Origin of the sequence: Variovorax sp. Root318D1 (assembly GCF_001424835.1) — a bacterium.
In the GTDB taxonomy this organism is placed as follows: domain Bacteria; phylum Pseudomonadota; class Gammaproteobacteria; order Burkholderiales; family Burkholderiaceae_C; genus Variovorax.
Genome location: NZ_LMCQ01000001.1, coordinates 502897 through 527577, shown reverse-complemented (window position 1 = coordinate 527577; position 24681 = coordinate 502897). Strand labels below are relative to the sequence as shown.

The following is a 24681-nucleotide window of genomic DNA, read 5'->3' as shown; positions in this document are numbered from 1 at the left end:
CGCTGCTCTCCAGCAGCAGATTGAAAATGCTCGAAACGCGATGAACCAGCTGGCCAAGGCGATAGGATGTTTGAGTTCTAGATCCACCATGGGCCGCTCTGCATGAGAGGGTCAGCCCCGCACACTACCTACTGGACAGAGTGCAGAGGAAGGCTGATGGTGAAGACGCAGCCCGAGCCCGGCACGTCCCGGACCGTCAACGTTCCATAGTCCGCTTCGATGGTTTGACGAGCGATGGAGAGCCCAAGCCCCAGGCCCGCCCGGCTGTCGTTGTTGGGCCTGAAGGGGATGAACATCTTTGCGGCGCCGCCTGGCGGCAATCCTCCGCAATGGTCCTCGACATCGATGAGGACCTGGTCCCCCGAGGCGTAGGCGCTCAGGGTCACCATGGCGTTCTCCTGGGTGTACTTGAAGGCGTTCTGTAGCAGGTTGGCCAGCGCCGCATGGAGCAGATCCCGGTTGGCCATGATCGCCAGCGAGGGATCCACGGTCCGCACCTCGAAGCCTGCGCCTTTGCGAATCCCAACCGCTGCTTTTCGCCTGCGATCTGCTTCACCGAAATCTGCGCATCGCGTTGAGCGCTGAACTCGGTGACGGCGTCCGCAATGGCGTTGTCCAGACAGCGGTTCAGCGTACGGAACTCGGCCACGGCAAATGGTGCATCCCGTTCGAACGCGAGGTCTGTGATGGCCTGGCAGAGATCGCCGTAGTCATGAACGACCTGGTCCACGGTGTAGCCCAGATTGAGCAGTTCCTTGCCGTGGGCGGTAGCGCTCACGCCTATTTCGGACAGGGCAAGCGTATCGCCCCCGGAAGGCCCCGAGATGGCGATGCTCACGTCCATCTCGTCGTCTTCTTCTGCGGCGAGCGTTCTCGCGAGCTGGTCCAGGAACATGGGCACACCATGGGCCAGTTGCTTGTCGGTCGCCGCCCGCAAGGGGCGTTGTGCAACCTTCACTTTGCACCGAGCAATCAGTTCGTCGCGGTTGTTGGAAAGAAAACGGTGCATACAGACCTCCTTTGCCAGTGCACGAAGCGATGGGGCGGGCCAGCAGCTCGTGCGTCGGAGGCTCAGTGGCCACTATAGGCGCTTCGGGCTGGGAACTCGAGGAATCGAGGTAATGGATGAGCGGCAGTGGATGCCGCATTCATGTTGTATTGGGGCACGCAGCCGTCGCGCGGAGCGGCAGCGCCCCGCCCCAAGTGCACACCGGCCACGAGCGTGGCGAAATTCATCCGCCAGATGATGCATTGGCCACCCCAACGGGTTGGACTACAGCACGCCGCGCCATCCACCCACCTTGTGCCACCGGCGGGGAGCGAATGATGCTCCCAAACAAGGCTGACAACTCGCCCGACCTCGACCACCAAACCATCCAAGGAATGCCCGTGACCCAAGCCAAGACCCCTTCCGAGCGCTACGACCTGAACCTCGACCCCATCACCGGTGAGCCGGGCTCGCACCCCGTCGGCACGGGCGCGGGGGCCACGGGCGGTGCCCTCGCCGGCGCCGCTGTCGGTGCCGTCGGCGGACCGGCAGGTGCGGTCGCCGGCATGCTCGTGGGTGCCGTGGCCGGGGGCATGGGTGGCAAGGCCGTTGCAGAGCGCATCAACCCCACCGTCGAACACAGCCACTGGGAAGGCGTCTACACGCGCGAGCCTTACTACGAGCCAGGCCTGAGCTACGAGCACTATGCGCCCGCCTATGAACTCGGCTGGAACCGCCGTGCGGCGTTGGACGACTCCTTCGCGGCCGTCGAGCCGTCGCTGGCCCGCGAGTGGGAAGCACGCCGCGGCACCTCGTCGCTCACGTGGGAGCAGGCGCGGCCTGCCTCGCATGCGGCATGGGAGCGCGCCGACCGGCTCTACATGCGTGACGAGGACACCTCGCTTCCCGAGGGCGATCCGCTATCGAACGATGAGGTGGTCGACGTGCTTAACGATGTGATCGAGAACGTGCGCGACGGCGAGGCCGGATTTCGCACCTGCGCGGAAGAAGTGGAATCTCCCCGGCTGAAGCAACTGTTCGCGACGCGTGCCGCGCAGTGTCGCGAGTCCGCGGCGCAACTCTCCCAACTGGTGATTTCCTATGGCGGAGAGCCTGCGGACGGGGGCACCGCCTCGGGCGCGCTGCACCGGGGCTGGGTGCACCTCAAGGGCGCGGTGGGTGCGAACAGCGAGCTGTCGATCCTCGAGGAATGCGAGCGCGGCGAGGACGCCGCAGTCGCGCGCTTTCGCAAGGCTTTGCGCCAGCCGTTGCCCCAGGATGCACGCCAGGTGGTGCAGTCACAAGCGCAGGCCGCGCAGCGCAATCATGATCAAATCCGTGACCTGCGCAACGAGGCACGCGCCGCGCGCGCCTAACCCCCTGCGCCTAGGGTGCGCGACAGGCGAGCCCGGACTATCTCGCCAGTGCTTCGCCGATTCAGTCGCCGTCAGACTTGCTGCAGCATCGGTGCCTGGTGGTGAGGGAGAACGACGAGGACGTCACGCTGTGGCGCTTCGTGCACGCTTCGCGCGAGCCGGAGACCGTCCGCATCCGTCCCACCATGTGCAGCAATGACGGCGCGGTGGTGCGCGATTGGGCAGTGGCGGGCCGGGGTATCGCGATGCGATCGGAGTGGAACGTCGCTGCCGATCTGGCAGCCGGTCGGCTCAAGCGGGTGCTTGCGAGCTGGGAGGTTCAGCATCGGTGCCTGGTGGTGAGGGAGAACGACGAGGACGTCACGCTGTGGCGCTTCGTGCACGCTTCGCGCGAGCCGGAGACCGTCCGCATCCGTCCCACCATGTGCAGCAATGACGGCGCGGTGGTGCGCGATTGGGCRGTGGCGGGCCGGGGTATCGCGATGCGATCGGAGTGGAACGTCGCTGCCGATCTGGCAGCCGGTCGGCTCAAGCGGGTGCTTGCGAGCTGGGAGGTTCCTCCCGCCGACGTCGTCGCCATGCTGGGCACCCGCTTCGGGCGAAGTGCGCGGGCAACGGCCTTTCTGACGATGCTGCGCCAATCTCTTGCGCCGCCGCCTTGGAGGCGAAGGCCCGCGCGATGAAGCACCCGCTTCGGGCGAAGTGCGCGGGCAACGGCCTTTCTGACGATGCTGCGCCAATCTCTTGCGCCGCCGCCTTGGAGGCGAAGGCCCGCGCGATGAAGCCGGGTCCCCGGCCGCCGTCCATCATTCACACCTCGCGGGGTGTTTTTGAAACCGGCGCCAGCCCCGTGAGCGCTCGTGCGAGATTGCACACGGCGTCACGCCGAAACGGTGCAGCACGTTGCCGAGAAGTGCTGGCGAACTGGTGGCTCGAACCCATCGTCATTCACGTCGCACTGCCCCCGGGCATCTACAGGCCGGCACGGGTGACCGCATTCATCGAGGCGCTCAGGGCCAGGATGCTTTCTCTTCCCGGATTTCGACCATCCGACTGAAAAAGCGGGCCGCGAAGCGCTGCCACACTCGTCGTCAGAATGCGTGGCGCAGCCCGAAGTCGTAGCCCGTAGCGCTGCGCGGCGCCAAACCCGCCACACCTGCACCTGTCGACGCGAATGCGGGGCCACCGAGACCGACGGCCATGATGGCAGGGTTGTTCTGTCCGTTCTTGATGCGGGCGCGAGCCACCGTCGCGTAGAGCGCGGTCCGCTTCGAGAGATTGTGGACGTAGCCGAGCGCGAGCTTGTTCACCGACGCGTCGCGATCCAGTGCCTGCAAAGCCGGCGCGGCGGAACTCTGGTCGTTCTTGAACTTGACGCGAGCGTACGAAGCCTTCAATACGCCGGCACCGACCGGGACCGTCATGCCGATCATGGCGCCGTTGTACTCGTCGTTGTCGGTGAAGGTTCGCCTGCCGGCGCTCAAGGGCGCGGTGGTGGTCTCGGCCTTGTCTTTGACCTGCGACAACTCGCCCATCAGCTTGAGGAAGCCGAAATCGTAGGACGCACCCAAGTTGATCGTGCGCAGCTGCTCGGAAAGCCGCGTGCCGGCCACGACCCCGGCCTCGCTGATCACCAAGGTGTCGGCTGCCGTGCTCTTTCCATAGGCGACCGCCACATCGAACGGGCCGCTCGTATAGCCAAACCGCCCGCCGTAGTAGCGTCCGCGCTGAGATGGGCTGTCGGACAGGTAGCTGTATTTCACGGTCTCAGGCAGGGCGTACATGACCTGGCCGTAGAAACCGCCCAGATTGCGTGGCAGGAAGTAGCCGATGCTGTTCGATGCCCGAATCGCGTTGTCATTCGCAGCAATGGCGGAGCCCGGGCCACGCGCCGTGGCAATGTTGCCGCTGATGCTCTTGATGAGGTTTTCGCCGACGCCGACTGCGCCCATCGGATCGAACACGCTCTCGTTCCAGTAGGTCGGAACATAGTCACGGCCCAGCCTGAGTTCACCGAATCCGCCCGACAGGCTCACCGTCGAGCGACGGCTGAAGGTGGCCAAAGCGGTTGCGCCGCTATCCTGGGTAATGCCAGATTCGAGCCAGAACCCTGCCGCCAATCCACCGCCCAGGTCTTCGGTGCCGCGGAAGCCGATCCGGCTCGACGAATTGGCGCCGCTCGACAAGGCAGTCTGCGAGCGCGTCACCTCCGCAAAGGCGAGCGCCGACGCTGGCGGGAGCGCCAAGGTATTGTTGTAGAAGGCGCTTTTGACGCTGTAATGACTGATTGCTGAATCGGCGACGCCGAACAGCGTCAGGGACGACTGCGCCGAAGCAGCGGCCGAAACGGCCAGTGCCGCAAAGGTGATCAAGGACTTGCGCATAGCAGGTGTCTCCAAGGGACGAACAAGGGTTGCCGGCGCCCTGCGACGCTGGCGGTGGTTGCGGCAACTGCCGCAAAAAGGTTCGGCTGCGATGGCCGGATTGGGAAGTTCGGCGGATCAATCCGCCGCGAGCAGGCGGATGTCTTGCGGCGCGAGGGCGCCTTCGGCCACAACGTCCCGCCAACGATCGAACTCGCGGCGAACGCGTTCCCGCAGCGCAGAGGGAGGGCCGGCCTCGACTCGCGCACCTTGGCGTTCGAAACGAGCAACCACTTGCGGATTGGCAAGCACCTCGTTCAACGCGCGGTTGATCTGTGCGATCACCGCTAGCGAGGTGCGTGCGGGGGCAAACAGCCCATACCACTGCGAGACATCGACCCCTTCGATGCCCGACTCCGACAACGTAGGCACTGCAGGCAATGCTTCGAGACGCGACGGGGCCGCGACGGCGAGGGCGCGGAGTCGGCCGTCGAGGATGAAGGGATGCGCGGTGAACAGGCTCGGGAACATGACCGCCGAACGACCATCGAGCGTGTCCACGATGGCAGGCGCTGCACCATCGTGGGTTCTGCCCTCCATCCTCGTCCCCGTGTTGAGTTGAAACAGCTCCGACGCGAAGTGTGGCGGCGTGCCGTCACCGGCCGACGCATACCGGACGTTGCCTGGGGCGCTGCGCAGATGCTCGAGGAGACTGCGAACGTCGTCGAAATCCGCGTGCCGATTGGCCACCATCAGGGTCGGCGACGATCCGATCAAGCCGACCGGCTCGAAGTCCTTGACGGGGTGGTAGCCCAGCTTCTGGAGTGCCGGGTTCATCGCGTGGGTGCCCACGTAGCCGAACATGAGGGTGTGGCCGTCGGGTTCTGCCCTGGCCACGTACTCGCTCGCGATGGCACCATTTGCGCCGGCCCGGTTGTCCACGAGAACTTCCTGGCCGAGCAACAGCTTCAGTTCGGCCGCGATGATCCTGGCCATCGTGTCGTTGCCGCCGCCCGCGCGCGTTGGCACGATGATCGTGATGGGTTTGCGCGGAAACGCGGCCGACCCACGTGCAACGGCCTCAGGCCGCGTAAAGACGTAGTCGGGCAACTGCATCTCGCCCTGCATGATCTTTCTGGCGGTACGCACCAGCGCCGCCGCCTTCACCGTTGCGTCGTCCGCCCGGCCGTCAAGCTCGACTTCCACGTCGATCTGCCCTGCAGGATGCAGAAGCACCAGGTTGTGACGTCCCGGCTCGCGAGCAGCGGCGCTTGCAACCGTGCCCGGGAGTGCGAAGGCGCTGAGAACGCCAATGGCACCGGTGACCGCATGCGAGGCGTGGCAGCGGCGCGGGGTGAAGTAGCGCGAGGTGATGCTGTCCGCAGAGTCTCCCGCGCTAACCAGAACCGGCTTGGGAATGACGCTGCCCGAGACATCCCCGAGTCCCATCAACTGGCCGGCCTGCAGGCGCAGGTCTTCGAGCCGCTCCAGCAGTGCCGCATTCGAATCAAGCGCTGCGGGCCTTTCGCTGCCGGTGACGCCCAGGTCGCACGCGCGGACGATCATGAGCGGCATCGCCGCATCGATGCACGTCACCTCGACGCCGTCGATCGTGTCGATCCGCCGACCGGTCGGAAAGACCTTGCCCGTCACCGCGCCCCAGGCGTCCAGAAAGTTCAGAAGGATCGGGGCAGCCGTACCGGCCACGCCATCGATGCGCGCGTCCCCCTCATAGGTGACGCGCTTGCCGGGCGTCCTGACGGTGACGTCGATGCGCGATCGCGTGTTGACATTGAAGACGCGTACCCGCGTGACTCCGTCCTGCGCCTCGACCAGCCCCTGCTCGATCGCGAAGGGCGCGACGCCCGACAGCATGTTGCCGCAGTTCGGCCGTGTGTCGACGGAACGGTGTCCGACGCCTACCTGCGCGAACAGGTAGTCCAGATCGCAGCCCGGTTCGTTCGAGCGGGACACGATGGCAACCTTGCTGTTGAGGGTGCTTCCGCCGCCCAAACCGTCGAGCTGCAGCGGATCGGAGGCACCGATGGCGCCGATCAGCGCCTGGTCGCGCTCCTCGTCGCTTTCGGGCAGCCACTCCCGCAGGAAGAAGGGGCCGCGTGAGGTACCCGCACGCATCAGCACGCAGGGAATGGTTCTGCTCATCTCAGTCGGCCGAAAGCTTTGCAGCCTGGACCACCTTCTTCCACTTGACCTGCTCCTGCTGCACATAGGTGCGCATTTGCTCGGGAGTCATGGTTTCGACTTCTGCGCCGTGGTCCTCAAGTCTCTTGACGACGCTCTTGTCGGCCAACACCGTGTTGAGCACTTTATTGAGCTGCTCGATCACAGGCTTCGGAGTCTTGGCCGGTGCGAAGATGCCGTACCACTGCGAGACATCCACGTTTTCGATTCCTTGCTCCTTGAGCGTCGGCACGTCCGCCATCTGCGGCGAGCGCTTGATGCCCGCCACGCCGATCGCCTTGAGCTTGCCAGCCTTCACGTAGGGCATCGCAGTGAAAAGGCTTGGGAACATCACCTGTGCCTGCCCCCCGATGGTGTCGTTGATCGCAGGCGCCGATCCCTTGTATGGCACGTGAAGCATGCTGGTGCCGGTCGAGAGCTTGAACATCTCGGCGGCGAAATGCGGTGCGGTCCCGTTGCCGGCAGACGCGTAGCTCGTCTTGTCGGGAGCGGCCTTCAACTCGGCGACAAGATCCTTCGCATTGTTTGCTTTGACGGAGGGACTGACGACCATCAGCGTCGCTGACGTTCCGACCATGGCCACGGGCTCGAAATCCTTCACGGGGTCGTAGCGCAGCTTCTGCAATGCGGGATTCATCGCATGCGTGGCGATATAGCCAAGCATCAGCGTGTAGCCGTCCGGCGCGGCGCGCATCACGAACTCGCTGGCAATCGCGCCATTGGCGCCCGCCTTGTTGTCGACGATGACAGGCTGCTTGAGCGCAGCCGACATGGCCTGGCCGATGACTCGCGCCATCGCGTCGTTGGCGCCCCCGGCGGCGGTCGGAACGACGATGGTGATCGACTTTTCGGGATAGGCGGCGAGTGCGCTGCTGCAGAAGAGCACAGTCGCCGAGGCCAGGGCACACAGCACGGGTGCGTTACGAATTGGCATTGATGTCTCCGATAGTTGAAAGATTTGTCATCCAGGTCGGTTCCTTGACCGTGGACCTATGGTCTTCGGTTCGAAGCCTGCTGTGAATTGCATGTTTAGGATCGATTGATGCACACTGTCGATCAGTCAAAACATGCTGGCGGTACGAGACGTGGCAATCAACTTCAACCTCAACGACCTTCAGGCGTTCCGCGCCGTTGCCGAACTGAGCAGCTTTCGCAAGGCGGCCGAAGCACTGCACGTATCGCAGCCCGCGTTCAGCAGGCGCATCGAGAAGCTGGAAGAAGCACTCGGGGTACGGCTGCTGGAGCGGACCACGCGGCGGGTGAGCCTGACGGCGGTTGGGCGCGATTTCGATCGAAAGGTGCAGCAGCTGCTTGACGATCTGGACCTCACGCTGCTGGGCATCCGCGGCGTGGCGACAACGCGCATGGGCGAGGTGACCATTGCTTGCGTGCCATCGACGGTCTATTACTTCGTGTCGCAGGTGATCTCGCGCTATCACGAGCGCTATCCGAAGGTCCGGGTCAAGGTCTTCGATGCGAGCGCCAACGAGGTGCTGGCCGCCGTGTTGCGCGGCGAGGCGGATTTTGGACTGAACTTCATTGGCGGCCAGGAACCGGACATCGAGTTCAAGCCGCTGATGGAAGAGCGCTTCGTCGCCGCTTGTCGGCGAGACCACCCGCTCGCGGGCAAGCGAAAGGTGAGCTGGACGGAACTGGCGCAGTACGACTACATCTCGGTGAGCAAGGCGTCCGGAAATCGCCTGCTGCTGGACCAGGCGCTATCAGGTCTGCCAGGTCGTCCGCAGGCGATCTACGAGGCGCAGCACGTCACGACGATGCTGGGCCTGGTCGAAGCCGGGCTCGGCGTCGCGGCGGTTCCCTCGATCGCCATGCCGGGCGCCGATCATCCGCTGCTGGTCAGCGTGCCGTTGGTCGACCCGGTCGTCAGCCGCAAGGTGGGCCTGATCCGGCGCAAGGGCCGCACCCTCTCTCCGGCCGCCCTGCAGTTCTTCGAGTTTTTCTCCGAGATGAAGGGCAGGCGCGTCCAGGCGGGGAAAAAGCGCGCTTCGGCTTGAAGGCTCAGCGACGCGCCGCCAGCACCCGATCGACCATCACGCCAGCCTGGCCAAGGTTGTTGACGGGGTCGCACATTGCGTCGAGCTGGGCGCGCGTGACGTGCTTGCTGATCTCCGGGTGCTCGGACAGGATCTCGATCAGCGGGCGATTCTTGCTGATCGCTTCGCGGCACAGGTCATACACAAGATCGTGAGCGTACTCGCGGCCGATGTACGGCCCCAGACCCATCATCACCGCTTCCGACATCACCAGGCCGTTCGTGAGGTCGATGTTGGCGCGCATGCGGGTAGCGTCCACCTCCAGGCCCTTGAGAATGAACTTGGTCTGCTTCAGCGCACCGGACATCAGGCAGAAGATCTCGGGCAATGACACCCACTCGATCTCCCATGGGCCGGTGGAGCGCTCGTGGTCGGCCACCATCGCATCCATCAGCGCGGCGACGTGCTGGCGCGCCACGGAAATGTTGGCATGGATGTACAGGCACGAGATCGGGTTGCGCTTCTGCGGCATGGTCGACGACGAACCGCGGCCGGGTGCAAAAGGCTCGAACACCTCGGCCACTTCGGTCTGCATCATCAGCTTGACGTCCATCGCTATCTTGCCGAGCGAACCGCCTACCAGTCCAAGGAAGGCGCCTACCTCCGCGATGGTGTCGCGCACCGTGTGCCAGGAGATCAGCGGCTGAGCCAGGCCGAGTTCCTTCATCAAGCCAGCCTGGGTTTCCATCGCGCCCTTCTCCAGCGACGACAGCGTGCCCGAAGCGCCGCCGAATTCCCCCATCAGCACCCGTGGCTTGAGCTGCTGCAGGCGCTCGCGGTGACGGTCGATGCCGGCCAGGATGCTTGCCATCTTGTAGCCAAAGGTGATGGGGGTGGCCTGCTGCAGGTTGGAGCGGCCGATCACGGGTGTGTCGCGGTACTTCTTTGCCAGCGCGGCCAGCGCGTCGCCGATCTCGTCCAAGTCCTGCTCGACCAGAGCGAGACCCTCGCGCATCTGAAGCACCGCGGCCGTATCGGTGATGTCCTGCGTGGTGGCGCCCCAGTGGCAATACTCACCCAGCTTGTCGCGGCAGTTGGCGTTGATCTGGTTGACGACCGCAATGATCGGGTAGCCGATCTGCTCGGTCTTGGCCTTGAGCTTTGCCCAGTCGATCTGGGAGAGCTCGCAGTTGCGGACGATCTCGTCTGCCGCTTCCTTGGGGATGATGCCGAGCTCGCCCTGCACCTTGGCCAGTGCGCGTTCGATGTCCAGGTACTTGGCGGTACGGTTCTCGTCGGACCACACGTCGCGCATGCGCGCGTCGCTGAACATGTCGCCAAAGATGCGCGAGTCGATGATGGTGGAGGCCATGAGGTTGGATCTTTCTGGGCTGGATGTTGAGGGGAGGGTCAGTTGCGGGCCAGGGCAAGCGTGCGTTGTGCCTGCAGGACCACAGGTCGATCGACCATGCGGCCGTCGAGCCGCGCAGCGCCCGGAGATGCTGCATCGGCTGCCAGCACTCGCTCGGCCCACTCCAGTGCTTCTGCGGAGGGTCTCAGCGCGGTGTGAATGGGCTCCACCTGGCTCGGATGAATGCACAGCTTGGCGCCGAAGCCCAGGGCACGCGCCGAAGCCAGGTCGGCCAGGAGGCGCTTGCGATCGTCCAGCTGCGGCGTGACTCCGGCGACCGGCGCCGGCAGACCTGCCACGCGCGAGGCAATCGCGATGCGGCTGGCCGCGTAGGCGAGACCCGACGCGTCGTCTTCAATTTCGATGCCCAGGTCCAATGCGAAATCCAGCGTTCCGAACACCAGGCGCGACACGCCCGCGGCCGCAACGATGTCGACTCCGGCCACGCCGCGTGCACTCTCGATCAGCGCCAGGACGCTGGCCCCGGGCAGCGCGGCAAGCGTGGCCGCGACCTGCTGTGCAGACTCGGCCTTGGGCAGTAGAACGCTGCGGGCCCCGACCTTGCGCAGCGCCGCCAGGTCGTCATCGAACCACGGCGACGCGGCGTCGTTGATGCGAACCACGGCGCGCGACTGATCATCCGCGGATGCGGTGCGGAACCAATCTGCGATGGCGTTGCGAGCGAGCGCCTTGTCGTCGGTTGCAACGGCGTCTTCAAGGTCCAGGATGACGGCATCCGCGCCGCTGGCCAGCGCCTTGCTGAAGCGTTCAGGCCGCGTGCCGGGAACGAAGAGGTAGGTGCGAGGGATGCTGGAAGCAACGGACACGATGCCCACCTCAGACAGCCCTGGATGCGCGCAGCGCATCGATCTGGGCCGCGCCGTAGCCCAGCTCGGCCAGGATAGCGTCGGTGTGCTGGCCGAGTGCCGGCACGGGATCCATGCGCGGGCCCACCTCCCACGTGCCGGGCGGCAGCATCGCGGGCAGCGGGCCATTCGGCGAGCCGACTTCGGTCCAACGCTTGCGTGCCTTCAATTGCGGGTGGGCCCAGACGTCGTTCATGGTGTTGACCTGAGCATTGGCGATCTGCGCGAACTCGAGCCTCTCCACCACCTGCGCCCTGGTCAGGGAGGAGAAGGCTTCGACGATGATTCCGCGCAGCGCGTCGCGCTCGGCCACTCTCTTGAAATTGGCGGTGAAGCGAGGGTCGGTAGCCAGTGCCGGCCGCTGTAGCACCTTCTCGCAGAAACTGGCCCACTCGCGCTCGTTCTGCAGGCCCAGCATCACCATGTTGCCGTCGCCTGTGGGAAACGGGCCGTAGGGGTAGATCGTTGCGTGGCTGGCGCCGGTTCGCGGAGGTGGGGCCGCCCCCTCGAAGGCGTAGTAGAGCGGATAGCTGGTCCATTCGGCGAGCGACTCCAGCATGGAGATGTCGATGCGCTGGCCCTTGCCGGTCTGGCCGCGCTGCAACAGCGCCGCGAGAATGCTGCTGTACGCATACATGCCTGCGGCGATGTCGGCGATGGATGGACCGGCCTTGCAAGGCTCATCGGGCGTGCCGGTGACCGAGACGAACCCCGCTTCGCTCTGAATAAGAAGATCGTAGGCCTTCTTGTCACGGTACGGCCCGGGATTGATCGGGTCGTCGCCATAGCCCGAGATGTCGCACACGATCAACCCCGGCTTTGCGGCAGACAGCTTGTCATAGCCCAGGCCAAGGCGCGCGGCGGCACCGGGCGCGAGGTTCTGTACCACGACATCTGCCTTCTCCACGACCAGGCGTTCCAGGATCGCGGCCGCCTCGGGATGCTTGACGTCCAGCGTGAGGCTCTCCTTGGAGCGGTTGGTCCAGACAAAGTGCGATGCCAGTCCGCGCACGCGCTCGTCATAGCCCCGAGCGAAATCGCCGGAGCCCGGCCGTTCGATCTTGATGACGCGTGCGCCGAGGTCAGCGAGTTGGCGCGTGGCGAAAGGCGCCGCGATCGCGTGCTCCAGCGTGACGACCGTGAGGCCTTTGAGTGGCTGCATGTGTTGCTCTGTCTGGGTGGATGGGGGTGATGGAGATCAGCGCAGGACCGCAGTCGCGTCCATCGTGAGCCAGCCTTCGTGGTCGGAGGCCCAAAGCCGGATGGTTTTTCCGTCCGCTTCAGGTTGTCCCTGAATGTGGAAAGGATGAAGGTCGAAGGTCGGCCGCACCGCCTTGAATCGAAAGCTGGCCACATCGGCCTGCGGCATCTGGCGCCGAAGAAGGTCCATCAGCAGCGTTGCAATCAGCGGACCATGCACGATGAGGCCGGGATAGCCCTCGACCTTGGTGACGTACTGCCTGTCGTAGTGGATGCGATGGCCATTGAAGGTCAGCGCGGAATAGCGAAACAGCAGCACGTCATCCGGCACGATGGAGCGCTTCCACTGGGCTTGCAGAGGGGCGGCTTGCGGCGGTGGGGCGACGTCGTTCGGACCCTGCGCCTCGCGGTAGACGATGTCGTGGAACTCGACGAGCGCCGGATCGCTGCTGTCGTTGCAGCGCACCTCGTGCCGGACCTTCACGAAGACGAGCGTGCCAGTGCGGCCCTCTTTGATGGTCACGTCGTCGATGGTCGAGGTTCGCGCTACGCGGTCGCCGACCCGTATGGGCGAGCGAAACTCGAACTGGCTGCCGGCCCACATGCGGCGCGGCAGCGGCACCGGCGGAAGGAAGCCGCCGCGCTTGGCGTGCCCATCGGCGCCGATTTCCGACTGTCGATGCATGGGCAGGAAGTACAACCAGTGCCAGAGGTACGGCAAGGAGGTGCCGGCCTCTATGGGCGCCGCAGGGTGGTCCAGCGTGGCGGTCAGTGCAATGACGGGCGTCGGGTTGATGGCGTCCTGGATGGTCTCGCTGCGTCCGATCCAGGCGCGAAGTTCTTCAGCTTGCAGGGTCACTCACTTGTCTCCGGTTGCGGCTCCTGCTTCCGAGGACCCTTGCGAACAAGTCTCGCGCCATGGCAGAAGAAAGTGAATTGCAAGATTCAGATCGATTGATGCATCCCGCGCATGAAAAACAATGCGTGCACGGGCTCAGAGTTAGCCGATGCTGCCCAAGAGCAACGCCTGCAATACGAAGCGCCTGTTGTCCGCGGGCAGACTCCGGTCGTCGAGCTGGTTCGCCAGTGCCGCCGTGGGATGGGCCGCACAGGCGATGCCGTCATAAATCGGAATGGCCGCTTCCCGGCTGATCTGTCGCACGAGATCCGGCGCCATGCCCTGGCATTCGACCGCGTCGTAAAGGCGGCTCAGGATGCGTGCCGTATTCCGGATTTCACCGGGGCTGCCAAGGCTGGCGAGGGCGGGGCGAATGGTTGCGACATGCGCGCCCACTTCCTCCGCCGCACGCTGGAACAACGTCCGGCACTCGCCGCCTTCGCTTCCTTCGTCGCAAAAGACCCCGAGATTTTTCCCCTTGAGTTGCAGCGAAAGCGTGGCGCGCAACGAAGCCGCCTGGAGCAGACGTGCGCGCCCGATCAGGGCGGCCTCGTCCTCGGGCAACAAGAGCTGAAAAGCCGACGAATTGTGAATTTCGAAGGGAAAGCGCATGAACTCCCTTGTGTAACCCTGGAAGACTAGTCCCGCGATGCGCGCCGTTCTTGATGCAGATCAAAGCCGCACCAAGCCGGGCGCTGTTACGCACCGGACACAAACCATTCACCCAGCGTTACCCACCGACTCCGAGTGTTGTCACTGTGTTGCCGGGCGCTTCCTAGCATCCCTTCATCGACCCGCGACATGCGCACAACACACCTCAGGAGCTCCCACATGTTCAACCCCGCCCGCACCGAAACCGCCGCCCCGGCGATGACCGGCTTTCTCGCCACCCGCGCACTGGCGCCGGTCGGCAAGGCCGTTCAAGAGCGGGCAGGTCATGAGCGGGCGAGCCAGAAGCTGGTGGAAACGCAAAAGCTCCTGCAGGAGCGCCTCGCGCCTCAGCGCCGCGTGGTGCACGCCGGCGACGTGATCTATCAGTCCGGCGAGCGCTTCGGCAACCTGTACATCCTGAACTCGGGCTTGTTCAAGATCGTGAACCTGTCCGCGGACGGCCGCGAACAGGTGGTGGGCCTCAAATTCCGCGGCGACTGGCTGGGCTTCGACGGCATCGCCGGCGGACACTACTCGTGCGATGCCGTGGCCATGGACACGGGCGAAGTCTGGGTGGTGTCGTATGAATCGCTGCTCGCCGCCTGCCTGGCCGAGCCGGCGCTGCTGCAGGTGTTTCACACCGCGATGAGCCGCGAGATTTCCCATGACCGCGATTCCCTGATGTCGGTGTGCACGCTGCCTGCCGACGCGCGGGTGGCGGATTTCCTGCGCTATTGGGCCGAGTCGCTGGCCGAGCGCGGCATGCGCACCGACCAGATCACGCTGCGCATGACGCGTGCCGAGATCGGCAACTACCTGGGCATGACGCTGGAAAGTGTGAGCCGGGCGCTGTCGCGGCTGGCGCGCGACAAAGTCATCGAGTTTGTCGAGAAGGGGCGCCGCGACGTGCAGATCCCCGACGTGAGTGCTTTGTCGGCTTTCGTGCAGCGCTGCCTTGCGCCGGCGCCTGCGCTGCTGCAGTAACCGCTGGCAGAGCGTGCTGGTCGCTACTCAGGAACGTCGCGCGCCCCCGGCGTTACGCCGTATCAATGTGCGCGGCGAGAGGGGCTACCGCGATGAGAAGCCTTCGAACGGTTCCCTCGCTGGTGCTTCGCTTCCTTGCGCCCCTCGAGCCATTCGAAAACGCCCATGCCGACCAACATCGCGATCACGAACACCAGCGCCTTGGCTTGTCCCATGCCGACTGCCACCAATGCCGGACCCGGACAGAAGCCCGCGATGCCCCAGCCGATGCCGAAAACGACGCTGCCAATGATGAGGCGCCGATCGATCGACTGCAGGCTGGGCAGTCGCATGGCCGCGCCGAGCAGCGACTGCGTGCGCCTTCTTGCCACTGCGAACGCGACGGCTCCGACGGCGATCGCACCTGCCATCACGAAGGCAAGCGATGGATCCCATCGCCCACCAATATCCAGGAAGCCCAGCACCTTGGCGGGATTGGCCATGCCGGAGACGATCAGGCCCAGGCCGAACACCAGGCCCGCGAGAAATGAAGTGAAGAAGGCCATGGCAGTGTTCCTCAGAGGCTCAGAAGATGGCGCATCAGGAACACGGTCAGGAACCCGGCCCCCATGAAGACCGCGGTTGCCGTGAAGGAGCGCGGCGACAGGCGCGACAGGCCGCAGACGCCGTGGCCGCTCGTGCATCCCGCTGCGTAGCGGGTGCCCACGCCGACCAGTAGACCGGCCAACACCAGCGTGCCGTAGCCGGCTTCGATCTGCGGCCTCGGCCAGTCCGTAAAAAGCGCGTAGGCCATCGGCGCGATGACGAGGCCGGCAATGAACGCCACGCGCCACGCCACGTCGCCGCTGACGAGCCGAAGCAGTCCGCCGACGATGCCGCTGATGCCGGCGATGCGGCCATTGAGCAGCAGGAACATCGCGGTGGCCGCGCCGACGAGCACGCCGCCCGCGAGTGCGGCCCATGGGGTGAATGAAGGCCAGTCGATGGTCATTGTTCCTCCTTCGGGCAGTAGATGCGGTAGAGCAGGGCGAGGATCTCGAGCAGCGCCGGGTCGGCCACCGCATAGAAGATGTTCTTGCCTTGCCGGCGCGTGGTGACCACGCCTTCATTGCGCAGCACGCCGAGCTGCTGGGACAGTGTCGGCTGGCGGATGTCGAGCTGCGCTTCGAGTTCGCTCACGCACATCTCTCCTTGCGAGAGCTGGCACAGAAGCAGCATGCGGTCTTCGTTGGCCAGCACCTTCATCACGCCGACCGCACGCGAGGCGGCGCCGCGCAGCACTTCGGCATCGAAAACGGGGTGCGGGGATTTCATGGCTCGCGCAGCAGGCATCGGTCGGTCGTTCCATTCATCGGCGTTGACAACATTATATGAATATATAGAATATTTTCCCATTGATCAAATCGACCGGTCGAACCGCGAGGTGCCCAATGAACACAACCGCCTCCGTCCAGGCCTTCTTCGACCCCAACACCGGAACCGTGACCTACGTCGCATGGGACCCGGCCACCTTGCAAGCCGCAGTCATCGACCCGGTGCTCGACTACGACTTCAAGTCGGGCCACACCGGCACCGCGTGCGCCGACCGGGTGCTGTCGTGCGTGGCCGAGCATGGCCTGCAGGTCGAATGGATCCTGGAGACCCATGCGCATGCCGATCACCTTTCGGCGGCCGGCTACCTTCAAGCGCGGGTGGGCGGGCGCATTGCCATCGGCGAGAACATCCGCATGGTGCAGGACACCTTCAAGAAGCTCTACAACCTGGAGCGCAGCTTCCTGCCGGACGGCAGCCAGTTCGACCACCTGTTCAAGGACGGCGAGACCTTTCGCATCGGAGCGATCGAAGCCACGGCCATCCTCGTGCCGGGTCACACGCCGGCCGACATGGCGTATCTCATCGGCGGCGCGGCGTTCGTCGGCGACACGCTCTTCATGCCGGACCTGGGCAGCGCGCGGGCCGACTTTCCTGGGGGTGATGCGTACCAGTTGTATGCATCGATGCGGCGGCTGCTCGACCTGCCACCCGAGACGCCGATGTATGTCTGCCACGACTACCCGCCCGCGTCGCGGGTCGCGAAGTGGCAGACCACGGTGGCGGAGCAGCGCGCGCACAACATCCATGTGCGCGACGGCATCACGGCGGACGAGTTCGTGGCCATGCGCCGCGCGCGCGACGCCACGCTCGATGTGCCAACGCTCATCCTGCCGTCGATCCAGGTCAACGTGCGCGCCGGCCGGCTGCCGCCCGCGGATGACAACGGCGTGTGCTACCTGCGCATTCCGCTGAATGCGCTGCCGGTTCGCCGCATCGCCGGCGGGTGAGCCTGGGGCTGGGCGGTATCGCCCTCTTCGACACGGCTGCTCGTCCCAACGATGGGTGACCGGTGCATGCATCGGCGCTTGCGGGCTGCAAAAAAATCTGCTGATCCAGCTCGTCCCTGTAACCCTTGCTGCGCAGCTTGCGAACTAGCAAGTGACCGCGCATTCAGGCGTGGTTGCAAACCTCAATCAATCTTCGGAGTTCATCCATGATCAACCGTTCTTTTGCGATCACCGCTCTTGCGCTCGGTGCCCTTGCCGTCGGCTCCGCCATGGCGCAAGACAAACCCATGGCCGACAAGATGGCCACGATGGAAAAGTGCTACGGCATCTCCATGGCCGGCAAGAACGATTGCGCCGCCGGCCCCGGCACCACCTGCGCGGGCACCTCCAAGGTCGACTACCAGGGCAACGCCTGGAAGAACGTTCCGGCCGGCACCTGCACCACGATCAAGACGCCCAAGGGCATGGGCTCGCTGGCCCCGATCAAGTCCTGATCGACGACGCACCGCTTACGCCGCCATGTCTGCCACTCTTGCGGCCGGTGTCGGCCTCAAGCCGGAGCACTACGAGGCCGCGCTCGGCGCGCGTGCCGAGGGCCTCTGGTTCGAGGTGCACCCCGAGAACTACATGGTGGAGGGCGGGCCGCGCATCGGATGGCTCGAAGCGATTCGCTCGCGCCATCCGGTGTCGCTGCATGGCGTCTCGCTCTCGCTCGCGGGCGAAGCAGAACCCGACGCCGCGCATCTCGAGCGGCTGGCTGAACTTGTCCGGCGTATCCAGCCCGCCTTGATCTCGGAGCACTTGGCATGGTCGACGTGGAACGGCCAGTACTTTCCCGATCTGTTGCCTTTTCAGCGCACCACCGCCGCGCTGCACCGCATCGCCTCCAACATTGCGCGCACGCAGGACGCGCTGGGCACCGAGATCGCCATCGAGAACCCATCGCACTACCTGCACATCGACGGCCACGAATGGGACGAGATCGATTTTCTCGCCGAGCTTTCGCGGCGCACCGACTGCAAGCTGCTGCTCGACATCAACAACGTGTATGTGTCCGCACGCAACCTCGGTTTTTCCGCCGCGGACTGGATCGATCGATTTCCGCGCGCGCTGGTCGGCGAGATCCATCTTGCGGGCCACACGGCCGACCCTACGCTGGGCGATGCCTTGCTGATCGATTCGCACGACGCGCCGATTTCGCCGGAGGTCTGGCAGCTGTACCGGCGCTTCGTCGAACGTGCCGGCGCACGGCCCACGCTGATCGAGCGTGACGGCAACGTGCCGGCCTTCGAAGAGCTCATGGCCGAACAGGATTGCGCCGCGGCCGAACTGCAGCGTGTATCGCAGGAGGCCTCCGCATGAACACCCCAGGCGGCGCCTTCCAGCAAGCCTTTGCAGAGGCTTTGTTCGATCCGTCGCAAGCCATGCATCCGGCGGTGCGGGCACTCGCGCAACAGCCGGCCTTCGCGGTGTACCGCAACACCGTGATGAAGGCTTGCATCGACGCATTGCAGGCCAATTTTCCGACGGTGGCGCAGCTGGTGGGCGAGGAATGGTTTCGCGCCGCCGCCACACTCTACGTGGCCGCTGATGTACCGCGCGACGGCCGCCTGCTGCACTACGGCGGCGGCTTTCCCGATTTTTTGCGCGGCTTCGAACCGGCCGCAGAACTCGTCTACCTGCCCGGCGTTGCGCAACTCGACATCCTCTGGCGCGAAGCCCATGCCGCATCGGATGCACCGGCCGCCGACGCCGCACGGATCGCGCAGCACACCCCCGAACAAATCGCCGGCCTGACACTCACGCCGCATCCGGCCGCACGCTGGACCTGGTTCGATGCGCAGCCTGTCTACAGCATCTGGGAGCGCAATCGCCGGCAGGGTGATTTGGGCGAAGAGCTGGACTGGCGCGGCGAGGGCGCATTGCTGACGCGGCCGCATGACACAGTCAACTGGCACGAGATCACCCGGGCCGGCTGCGCTTTTCTCGACGCGTGTGCAGACGGGTCGAGCCTTGCCGACGCGGCGGAACACGCGCTGGCTGCCGTCCCCGAGGCGGACATCTCGGGCGTCTTTGCAAGCCTGCTGCGCGCCGGCGCTTTCATCGGCGCATCCGCATCGTCCGCGATTAACGAAAGAGCACCATGACCACCCACCTTCAGACCCCCGCGCCCATCGAGAGCAGCAGCAACGACGGTCTTCGCGCCCGCTGGAACGCAGTGGCCGAGCGGCTCACGCGCATCGTGAGCCACGACGCACTGGCATTAACCACGCGCGTGGGCGTGGCGGCGATCTTCTTCTACTCCGGGCGCACCAAGGTCGAGGGCTTCCTGACCCTCACCGACAGTGCCTATGAGCTGTTCCGCACCGAATACAAGTTGCCCTTCGTGCCGTCCGACATTGCCGCGCACCTGGCCGCCTACTCGGAGCACCTGTTCCCGATGCTGCTGGTGCTGGGCCTGTTCACGCGCCTGTCGGCGCTGGCCCTGCTGGGCATGACACTGGTGATCCAGGTCTTCGTCTACCCGGACGCATGGCCCACGCACCTTTCATGGGCTGCGCTGCTGCTGTACCTGGTGGGACGCGGCGGCGGCCGCTTGTCGCTCGACCACGCGATGGGGGTACGCTGAACCGTCCCGCGGGCTGCCGGCTCAAGCGTCGAGCACAGGGGTTGGCGCGTACTTGTCACCCACCCGCTCGCGCAGGGGATGCGTGTCATAAACGATGTGCATGCTGTTGATGCGGTCGCTGCCCGGACGGAAGCCGAACACGTCTACGCAGGTGAAGTCGACCAATCTCCCGTCACTGAGCGTCCAGTCGTAGCGGAAGTAGGCCGCCACGCGCACCGTGTCGTCCGCGAGCTGCACCGACGCGAACAGGTCGATCAGCGTGATCACACTCTGGCTCGAGGCCTGTGCCAGTTTGGGAAAGAAGTCGCGTGCCTTCATGGTCCCGAGAAACGGGGAGTGCACGACGCCGTCGTCTTCGAAAGTGGAAATCAGTCCCGCCGTATCGCTCGCATGCAGAAGGCGCAGGTAGGTGCGCACCGTTTCCAGTTGAAGTTGGCTCATTCATGGCTCCTTGTCAGTTCAGGGGCGAATGGTTCCAGACACCGCGCCCGCAGACAAGCCAGAATGGCAGCCAATCGATAAAGGTTGTTTATGAATCTGCGGTACCTGCAATACCTCAGGCTGGTGATCGAGCACGGCAGCTTCGCCGCGGCGGCGCGGGCTGGTGGCGTGTCGCAACCAGCGATCAGCCACGGCATGAAGCAGCTCCAGCGACAGTTCGACGCGCCGCTGTTCGTGCCGTCCGGGCGCAGGGTGCTGCCCACCGAAGCGGCGTTGCAAGCGGCGCTGAAGAGCATGGATTTCGCCGAGCGGATCGACGCACTTGCGGCGACGAATGCCTGCCCGCACAACCGCGACACGCTGCGCGTTGGGGTGACCCCGTCCGCGGCCTTGGTCTGCGGCCCGTCCTTGTACGCTGCCTGGTGCCATGGCCATCCTCGCCGGCGCCTCGACATGTCCAGCGCTGACGAAGGGCGCCTGCTGGCCAGATTGCAGGCCGGCGAACTCGACCTGGTAATTTCCCCGAAGCCTCGGGGCTACGTTGGCGCCGGCTTGACCACCCAGCCGCTCTATCAGCTTGCGCCGCAGGCTTACGCCCATCGCGCTCATCCCTTGGTCAAGGCGCGGTCGCTGGCAGAACTGCAAGCAGCGTCCTGGGGCATCGTCGGACCCAGCGTGAGCGGACCCGTGGATGTACTGCATGAGGCCTTTGCCGTCCGCCGGATGAGGCCGCCACGCGTGGCCGTGTCCTGCCCGGATTACGCCAGCCTTCTGCACCTGATGAAACACAGCGACTTGCTCGGCGTGCTCCCGCACCCGGCCTTGCTGGACAGCGCATCGAACGGCCAGATCGTGCCCCTGCGTCTGCGCGAGGCACTTCCGCGCTACGAGATGCATCTGTTCACACCGATTCGATCGCGTCGCGTCTTGGGGCCCGTGTTCGCCACGTTGAAGCAACAGGCGGAGTTGATTTCCAAGGCGCCAGGACCTGCGCATTCAGCAGAACGCACGAAGATTCTCTTGAACTACGTGTAGGCACTTCGTCGGTCAGTCGGCGTATTCGCCGGCGTCCTTGATGACCTTCGACCAGCGGACCTTCTCAGCTTCCAAGAACTTCTTGTGGCCGGCCGCGGACAAGCGGTCGTCATTCACCACGGTGAGGCCCAGCGCCTCTTCACGCTTGATGAGTTCCGGATCCTTCAAGGCGGTGCGAAGCGCCGCGTTCAGCTTCTCCAGCACCGCAGGCGGCGTCCCCTTGGGGGCATACAAGCCGTGCCAGACCTGCACGTCGAAGTCCTTGAGCCCGGACTCCGACAGCGTGGCGGTGTCCTTGAGCGATGGCAGCGGCAGGCGCTTCAGGCTTGTGATGCCGTAGACCTTGACCTTCTTGCCCTCGATCTGCGGAACAGCGTTGGTGGCCTGCTCGCACATGAGATCGACTTGCCCGCCAATGAGGTCCGTCATGGCTGGCGCGGTTCCCTTGTAGGGCACCGGGGTCATGCTGGTCTTCAAGGCGTTCTGGAACATCAAGCCGCACAGGTGCGACGCGGAGCCCAGCCCTGCATGGGCCAGGTTGACCTTTCCTCCGTTCGCAGCAATCCACTTGCGCAGGTCCGCGAAGCTGTTGGCTTCCAGGCTCGGCTTGCCGATCACCACCGAGGGGGCTTCGTTGATCAGGCCCAGCATTTCGAAGTCATCGGGCACCTTGTAAGCGAGCTTGCGATACAGCGCCGGCGCGGTTGCCATGCCGATGTGATGCACCAGCAGCGTGTAGCCATCCGGCGTGGCGCGCGCCACTTTGGCCGAGCCGATCGTGCCGCCCGCACCGGCAGCGTTGTCGACGACCACGGTCTGGCCGAGTGGCTTGCGCAGTGCCTCGGCCAGGTCGCGGGCGATCTTGTCGCTCGGGCCGCCGGCCGCGAATGGGACAACCAGCGTGACGGGCTTGTCCGGGAAGTCTGCAGAGGCCACCGTGGCCGAAGCGAGCAGGCCGATGCCAGCGGCGTAGCGCCAAATGCTTTTCATGGTGTTGTCTCCTTGTTGGGCCATCTGCTTCAGACTGAAAGCGCCTGCATTTCGCGGTACAGATCGGCCTTGCCCTCGAAGCCGATCCCCGGCAAGTCGGGCAGGGTCACGAAGCTGTTCTCGACCCTCACGCCATCCGGGAAGCCGCCGAACGGCTGGAACAGGTCGGGGTACGACTCGTTGCCGCCGAGGCCGAGGCCAGCCGCGATGTTCAGCGACATCTGGTGACCGCCATGCGGGATGCAGCGGCTGGCCGACCAGCCATGTTCCTTCAGCATCTCCAGCGTGCGCAGGTACTCGACCAGGCCGTAGCTGAGCGCGCAGTCGAACTGCAGCCAGTCGCGGTCCGGGCGCATGCCGCCGTAGCGGATCAGGTTGCGCGCATCCTGCATCGAGAAAAGGTCTTCCCCCGTGGCCATCGGGTTCTTGTAGAAATTGCGCAGGGCGGCTTGCAATTCGAAGTCCAGCGGGTCGCCCGGCTCCTCGTACCAGAACAGGTCGTACTGCGACAGGGCCTTGGCATAGGCAATCGCGGTTTCCAGGTCGAAGCGGCCATTGGCGTCGACGCAGAGCTTCTGGCCGTCCTGCAGCACTTCCATGATCGAGTCGATGCGGCGCAGGTCTTCGTCAAGCGAGGCGCCGCCGATCTTCTTCTTCACGACGGTATAGCCGCGGTCGATGTAGCTGCGCATCTCGTCCTTCAGCTTCCCATGGTCCTGCCCCGGGTAGTAGTAGCCGCCCGCTGCGTAGACGAAGATCTTGCGATTGGGCTTGCCGTCGCCATAGCGGTCGGCCAGCAATTGAAACAGCGGCTTGCCTTCGATCTTGGCCACCGCGTCCCACACCGCCATGTCGATGGTGCCGATGGCCACCGAGCGCTCGCCATGGCCCCCTGGCTTCTCATTGGTGAACATCGTGTTCCAGATCTTGTGCGGATCGAGGTTATTGCCGCTGTCGTCGACGAGGGACGACGGATTCGCTTCCATGATGCGCGGGATGAACCGCTCGCGCATCAGCTTGCCCTGGCCGTAGCGGCCGTTCGAGTTGAAGCCGTAGCCAATGACGGGCTTGCCGCCCTGGATCACGTCGGTGATCACCGCGACCAGGCTCAGCGTCATCTTGCTAAAGTCGATGTAGGCGTTGCGGATGGGCGAGCTGATGGGGATGGTCTTCTCGCGGATTTCGACGATCTTCACGGTTGTCTCCAGAGGGGTGAGTGGGAGACTGAATGGTCGGCCATGCCCTCTTTTTCGGCCAATGTTCAATTTCTCAACTTCTATGCGCTGGACGAACCGGACATGAACCTGATCTGGCTTGATGACTTCCTGGCGCTGGCGGCAACAGGGAACTTCTCGCGCGCGGCAGATGAGCGCCATAGCTCCCAACCCGCATTCAGCCGCCGCATTCGCGCGCTGGAAGAGTGGATCGGCGCCGACCTGTTCGACCGCAGCACGCAGCCCGCCACACTCACCGAAGTCGGCGAGTGGTTTGCTGGCGTGGCGCAGGAATTGACCGCCAGGGTGGCCCGCGTGCCGGGCGACGCCAGGAAAGTGGCGGAGGCCAGTTCGGTCACCCTGCGCATTGCGTGCACGCATGCGCTTTCCATGACGTTTCTGCCGCGATGGATTCGCAGCCTCGAGTCGAGCATCACGCTGGGGCCGGTGCAGCTCATGTCCGACGTCCTTCAGCGTTGCGAATCGCTGATGCTGCAAAGCAAAGTTCAGTTCGTACTGAGCCACGCACATCCTGATGCGCATGGCGCGCTCGATGCAGACCCGTACAAATCAGCCCGGATCGGTGGGGACATGCTGATCGCAGTGTCCGCGCCCAATGACTCTGGCAAGCCGCTGCATCAGCTTTCACGCAAGGGCGCATCGGCCGTACCGGTACTCCTGTACACGGAGGAATCCGGGCTGGGACGCATCATGCGTACCCTGGTCAGCCGGCGGCTGGAGCCGCTGTCTGTCCAGGTCGTTTTCACGGCGCATCTCGCCTCGGTCCTCAGGACGATGGCGCTGGAAGGCAGGGGCATCGCATGGCTGCCGCAGACCCTCGTGGAGGAAGACATCGGCCAAGGGCGCCTTGTCGCCGCAGCGAGCAGCGAGTGGGCCGTTCCGCTGGAAATCAGGCTCTATCGAGACAGCGAGCTCCTGGGGAAGGCGGCGAATGAATTCTGGACTGCTGCGATCAGGGAATGAGCGGCCTCGTTCTGGTTCCTCGTTCGTCGCGACGGGGATAGAGCAAGGACATAGAAAATGAGCAACCAGTCATGGTAAGACGAACGACGAGTCGATTGCGGAGCGTTGGGCCATGGGCGGCGTTTGCCCTTGCT

Annotated in this window: 27 protein-coding genes and 1 pseudogene; 12 read left to right on the top strand and 16 right to left on the bottom strand. The window is 64.7% G+C overall.

All coding sequences use genetic code 11. The features are described from left to right. Positions 1-128: 128 nt before the first annotated feature. Together ASC78_RS28275 and ASC78_RS02440 are read right to left on the bottom strand one after the other, a co-directional pair. Complete coding sequence (locus ASC78_RS28275) at positions 129-467, bottom strand: sensor histidine kinase (protein ID WP_327198105.1); 339 nt, start codon at positions 465-467, stop codon at positions 129-131. Next, positions 383-1009 (bottom strand): hypothetical protein, encoded by a 627-nt coding sequence (locus ASC78_RS02440; protein ID WP_327198104.1) that lies wholly within the window; start codon positions 1007-1009, stop codon positions 383-385. Before ASC78_RS02440 ends, ASC78_RS28275 begins: the two co-directional genes overlap by 85 nt. 374 nt (positions 1010-1383) lie before the next feature. On the opposite strand from ASC78_RS02440, the gene ASC78_RS02435 reads away from it, so the two are divergent. The 3 genes and pseudogenes from ASC78_RS02435 to ASC78_RS28320 all read left to right on the top strand — a co-directional run bounded on the left by ASC78_RS02435 (position 1384) and on the right by ASC78_RS28320 (position 3047). Further along, the gene (locus ASC78_RS02435) at positions 1384-2364 is read left to right on the top strand and encodes a ferritin-like domain-containing protein (RefSeq protein ID WP_055795981.1); all 981 of its coding nucleotides are present in this window, start codon (positions 1384-1386) and stop codon (positions 2362-2364) included. A 38-nt stretch (positions 2365-2402) separates the two neighbouring features. Further along, positions 2403-2696 (top strand): annotated as a pseudogene (locus ASC78_RS28325) (LysR substrate-binding domain-containing protein); the annotation flags it as partial. Then, positions 2697-3047 carry a LysR substrate-binding domain-containing protein gene (locus ASC78_RS28320; protein ID WP_268810379.1) on the top strand — a complete coding sequence of 117 codons (351 nt, stop codon included), beginning with the start codon at positions 2697-2699 and terminating at the stop codon, positions 3045-3047. It begins immediately after the preceding pseudogene. Between the two features lie 408 nt (positions 3048-3455). On the opposite strand, the gene ASC78_RS02425 is transcribed toward ASC78_RS28320, so the two are convergent. The 3 genes from ASC78_RS02425 to ASC78_RS02415 form a co-directional block, all read right to left on the bottom strand. Next, positions 3456-4748 (bottom strand): porin, encoded by a 1293-nt coding sequence (locus tag ASC78_RS02425; protein ID WP_055795775.1) that lies wholly within the window; start codon positions 4746-4748, stop codon positions 3456-3458. Between the two features lie 117 nt (positions 4749-4865). After that, positions 4866-6890 (bottom strand): 4-oxalomesaconate tautomerase, encoded by a 2025-nt coding sequence (locus ASC78_RS02420; protein WP_055795773.1) that lies wholly within the window; start codon positions 6888-6890, stop codon positions 4866-4868. 1 nt (position 6891) lies between these two features. Continuing rightward, complete coding sequence (locus tag ASC78_RS02415) at positions 6892-7863, bottom strand: Bug family tripartite tricarboxylate transporter substrate binding protein (protein ID WP_055795771.1); 972 nt, start codon at positions 7861-7863, stop codon at positions 6892-6894. A gap of 133 nt (positions 7864-7996) precedes the next feature. Between ASC78_RS02415 and ASC78_RS02410 the strand changes: the two genes are divergently transcribed. Continuing rightward, positions 7997-8944: a LysR family transcriptional regulator gene (locus tag ASC78_RS02410; protein ID WP_055795769.1), complete on the top strand. Its 948-nt coding sequence runs from the start codon at positions 7997-7999 to the stop codon at positions 8942-8944. Positions 8945-8948: 4 nt separating this feature from the next. Here the strand turns inward: ASC78_RS02410 and ASC78_RS02405 are convergent, their stop codons facing one another. The 5 genes from ASC78_RS02405 to ASC78_RS02385 form a co-directional block, all read right to left on the bottom strand. Then, positions 8949-10295: a class-II fumarase/aspartase family protein gene (locus ASC78_RS02405; RefSeq protein WP_055795767.1), complete on the bottom strand. Its 1347-nt coding sequence runs from the start codon at positions 10293-10295 to the stop codon at positions 8949-8951. 38 nt (positions 10296-10333) lie between these two features. Beyond that, positions 10334-11161, bottom strand: a complete 828-nt coding sequence (locus tag ASC78_RS02400) for an HpcH/HpaI aldolase/citrate lyase family protein (protein WP_235504960.1) — start codon at positions 11159-11161, stop codon at positions 10334-10336. Between the two features lie 10 nt (positions 11162-11171). Next, complete coding sequence (locus ASC78_RS02395; RefSeq protein ID WP_055795764.1) at positions 11172-12362, bottom strand: CaiB/BaiF CoA transferase family protein; 1191 nt, start codon at positions 12360-12362, stop codon at positions 11172-11174. Between the two features lie 36 nt (positions 12363-12398). Beyond that, the gene (locus ASC78_RS02390) at positions 12399-13259 is read right to left on the bottom strand and encodes an FAS1-like dehydratase domain-containing protein (protein ID WP_157634356.1); all 861 of its coding nucleotides are present in this window, start codon (positions 13257-13259) and stop codon (positions 12399-12401) included. Between the two features lie 141 nt (positions 13260-13400). Continuing rightward, positions 13401-13910, bottom strand: coding sequence for a hypothetical protein (locus tag ASC78_RS02385; protein ID WP_055795761.1), 510 nt, complete (start codon positions 13908-13910; stop codon positions 13401-13403). Positions 13911-14129: 219 nt separating this feature from the next. Here ASC78_RS02385 and ASC78_RS02380 point away from each other — a divergent pair, with 219 nt between their 5' ends. Then, positions 14130-14933: a Crp/Fnr family transcriptional regulator gene (locus ASC78_RS02380; RefSeq protein ID WP_055795760.1), complete on the top strand. Its 804-nt coding sequence runs from the start codon at positions 14130-14132 to the stop codon at positions 14931-14933. A 62-nt stretch (positions 14934-14995) separates the two neighbouring features. Here the strand turns inward: ASC78_RS02380 and ASC78_RS02375 are convergent, their stop codons facing one another. From ASC78_RS02375 to ASC78_RS02365, 3 genes are read right to left on the bottom strand one after another with little or no spacing between them, the layout of a single operon-like run. After that, positions 14996-15478 carry a YeeE/YedE family protein gene (locus ASC78_RS02375; protein WP_055795758.1) on the bottom strand — a complete coding sequence of 161 codons (483 nt, stop codon included), beginning with the start codon at positions 15476-15478 and terminating at the stop codon, positions 14996-14998. Between the two features lie 11 nt (positions 15479-15489). Next, positions 15490-15924 carry a YeeE/YedE family protein gene (locus tag ASC78_RS02370; protein WP_055795757.1) on the bottom strand — a complete coding sequence of 145 codons (435 nt, stop codon included), beginning with the start codon at positions 15922-15924 and terminating at the stop codon, positions 15490-15492. Continuing rightward, complete coding sequence (locus ASC78_RS02365; protein WP_055795755.1) at positions 15921-16247, bottom strand: ArsR/SmtB family transcription factor; 327 nt, start codon at positions 16245-16247, stop codon at positions 15921-15923. The genes ASC78_RS02370 and ASC78_RS02365 overlap by 4 nt, the downstream gene beginning before the upstream one ends. Positions 16248-16363: 116 nt before the next feature. Between ASC78_RS02365 and ASC78_RS02360 the strand changes: the two genes are divergently transcribed. The 5 genes from ASC78_RS02360 to ASC78_RS02340 all read left to right on the top strand — a co-directional run bounded on the left by ASC78_RS02360 (position 16364) and on the right by ASC78_RS02340 (position 19883). Continuing rightward, positions 16364-17254, top strand: a complete 891-nt coding sequence (locus tag ASC78_RS02360) for an MBL fold metallo-hydrolase (RefSeq protein ID WP_055795753.1) — start codon at positions 16364-16366, stop codon at positions 17252-17254. Positions 17255-17460: 206 nt separating this feature from the next. Further along, positions 17461-17748, top strand: coding sequence for a BufA1 family periplasmic bufferin-type metallophore (locus ASC78_RS02355; protein WP_055795751.1), 288 nt, complete (start codon positions 17461-17463; stop codon positions 17746-17748). 25 nt (positions 17749-17773) lie between these two features. After that, a complete protein-coding gene (bufB, locus tag ASC78_RS02350; RefSeq protein ID WP_055795750.1) occupies positions 17774-18616 on the top strand; it encodes an MNIO family bufferin maturase in 843 nt (280 codons plus the stop codon). Further along, entirely contained in the window at positions 18613-19401 is a 789-nt protein-coding gene (locus tag ASC78_RS02345) for an HvfC/BufC N-terminal domain-containing protein (RefSeq protein WP_055795748.1), read from the top strand. Before bufB ends, ASC78_RS02345 begins: the two co-directional genes overlap by 4 nt. Then, the gene (locus ASC78_RS02340; RefSeq protein WP_055795746.1) at positions 19398-19883 is read left to right on the top strand and encodes a DoxX family protein; all 486 of its coding nucleotides are present in this window, start codon (positions 19398-19400) and stop codon (positions 19881-19883) included. Before ASC78_RS02345 ends, ASC78_RS02340 begins: the two co-directional genes overlap by 4 nt. A 21-nt stretch (positions 19884-19904) precedes the next feature. Here the strand turns inward: ASC78_RS02340 and ASC78_RS02335 are convergent, their stop codons facing one another. After that, positions 19905-20324, bottom strand: coding sequence for a nuclear transport factor 2 family protein (locus ASC78_RS02335; RefSeq protein WP_055795744.1), 420 nt, complete (start codon positions 20322-20324; stop codon positions 19905-19907). Positions 20325-20414: 90 nt separating this feature from the next. On the opposite strand from ASC78_RS02335, the gene ASC78_RS02330 reads away from it, so the two are divergent. After that, the gene (locus ASC78_RS02330; RefSeq protein ID WP_082517392.1) at positions 20415-21359 is read left to right on the top strand and encodes a LysR family transcriptional regulator; all 945 of its coding nucleotides are present in this window, start codon (positions 20415-20417) and stop codon (positions 21357-21359) included. A 12-nt stretch (positions 21360-21371) separates the two neighbouring features. Here ASC78_RS02330 and ASC78_RS02325 read toward each other — a convergent pair whose 3' ends face one another. Further along, a complete protein-coding gene (locus ASC78_RS02325; protein WP_055795975.1) occupies positions 21372-22349 on the bottom strand; it encodes a tripartite tricarboxylate transporter substrate-binding protein in 978 nt (325 codons plus the stop codon). A 29-nt stretch (positions 22350-22378) separates the two neighbouring features. Continuing rightward, complete coding sequence (locus ASC78_RS02320; RefSeq protein WP_055795742.1) at positions 22379-23545, bottom strand: mandelate racemase/muconate lactonizing enzyme family protein; 1167 nt, start codon at positions 23543-23545, stop codon at positions 22379-22381. Positions 23546-23587: 42 nt separating this feature from the next. Between ASC78_RS02320 and ASC78_RS02315 the strand changes: the two genes are divergently transcribed. Next, on the top strand, positions 23588-24547 hold the full coding sequence (locus ASC78_RS02315; RefSeq protein ID WP_157634355.1) for a LysR family transcriptional regulator: 960 nt from the start codon (positions 23588-23590) through the stop codon (positions 24545-24547). Positions 24548-24681: the final 134 nt, after the last annotated feature.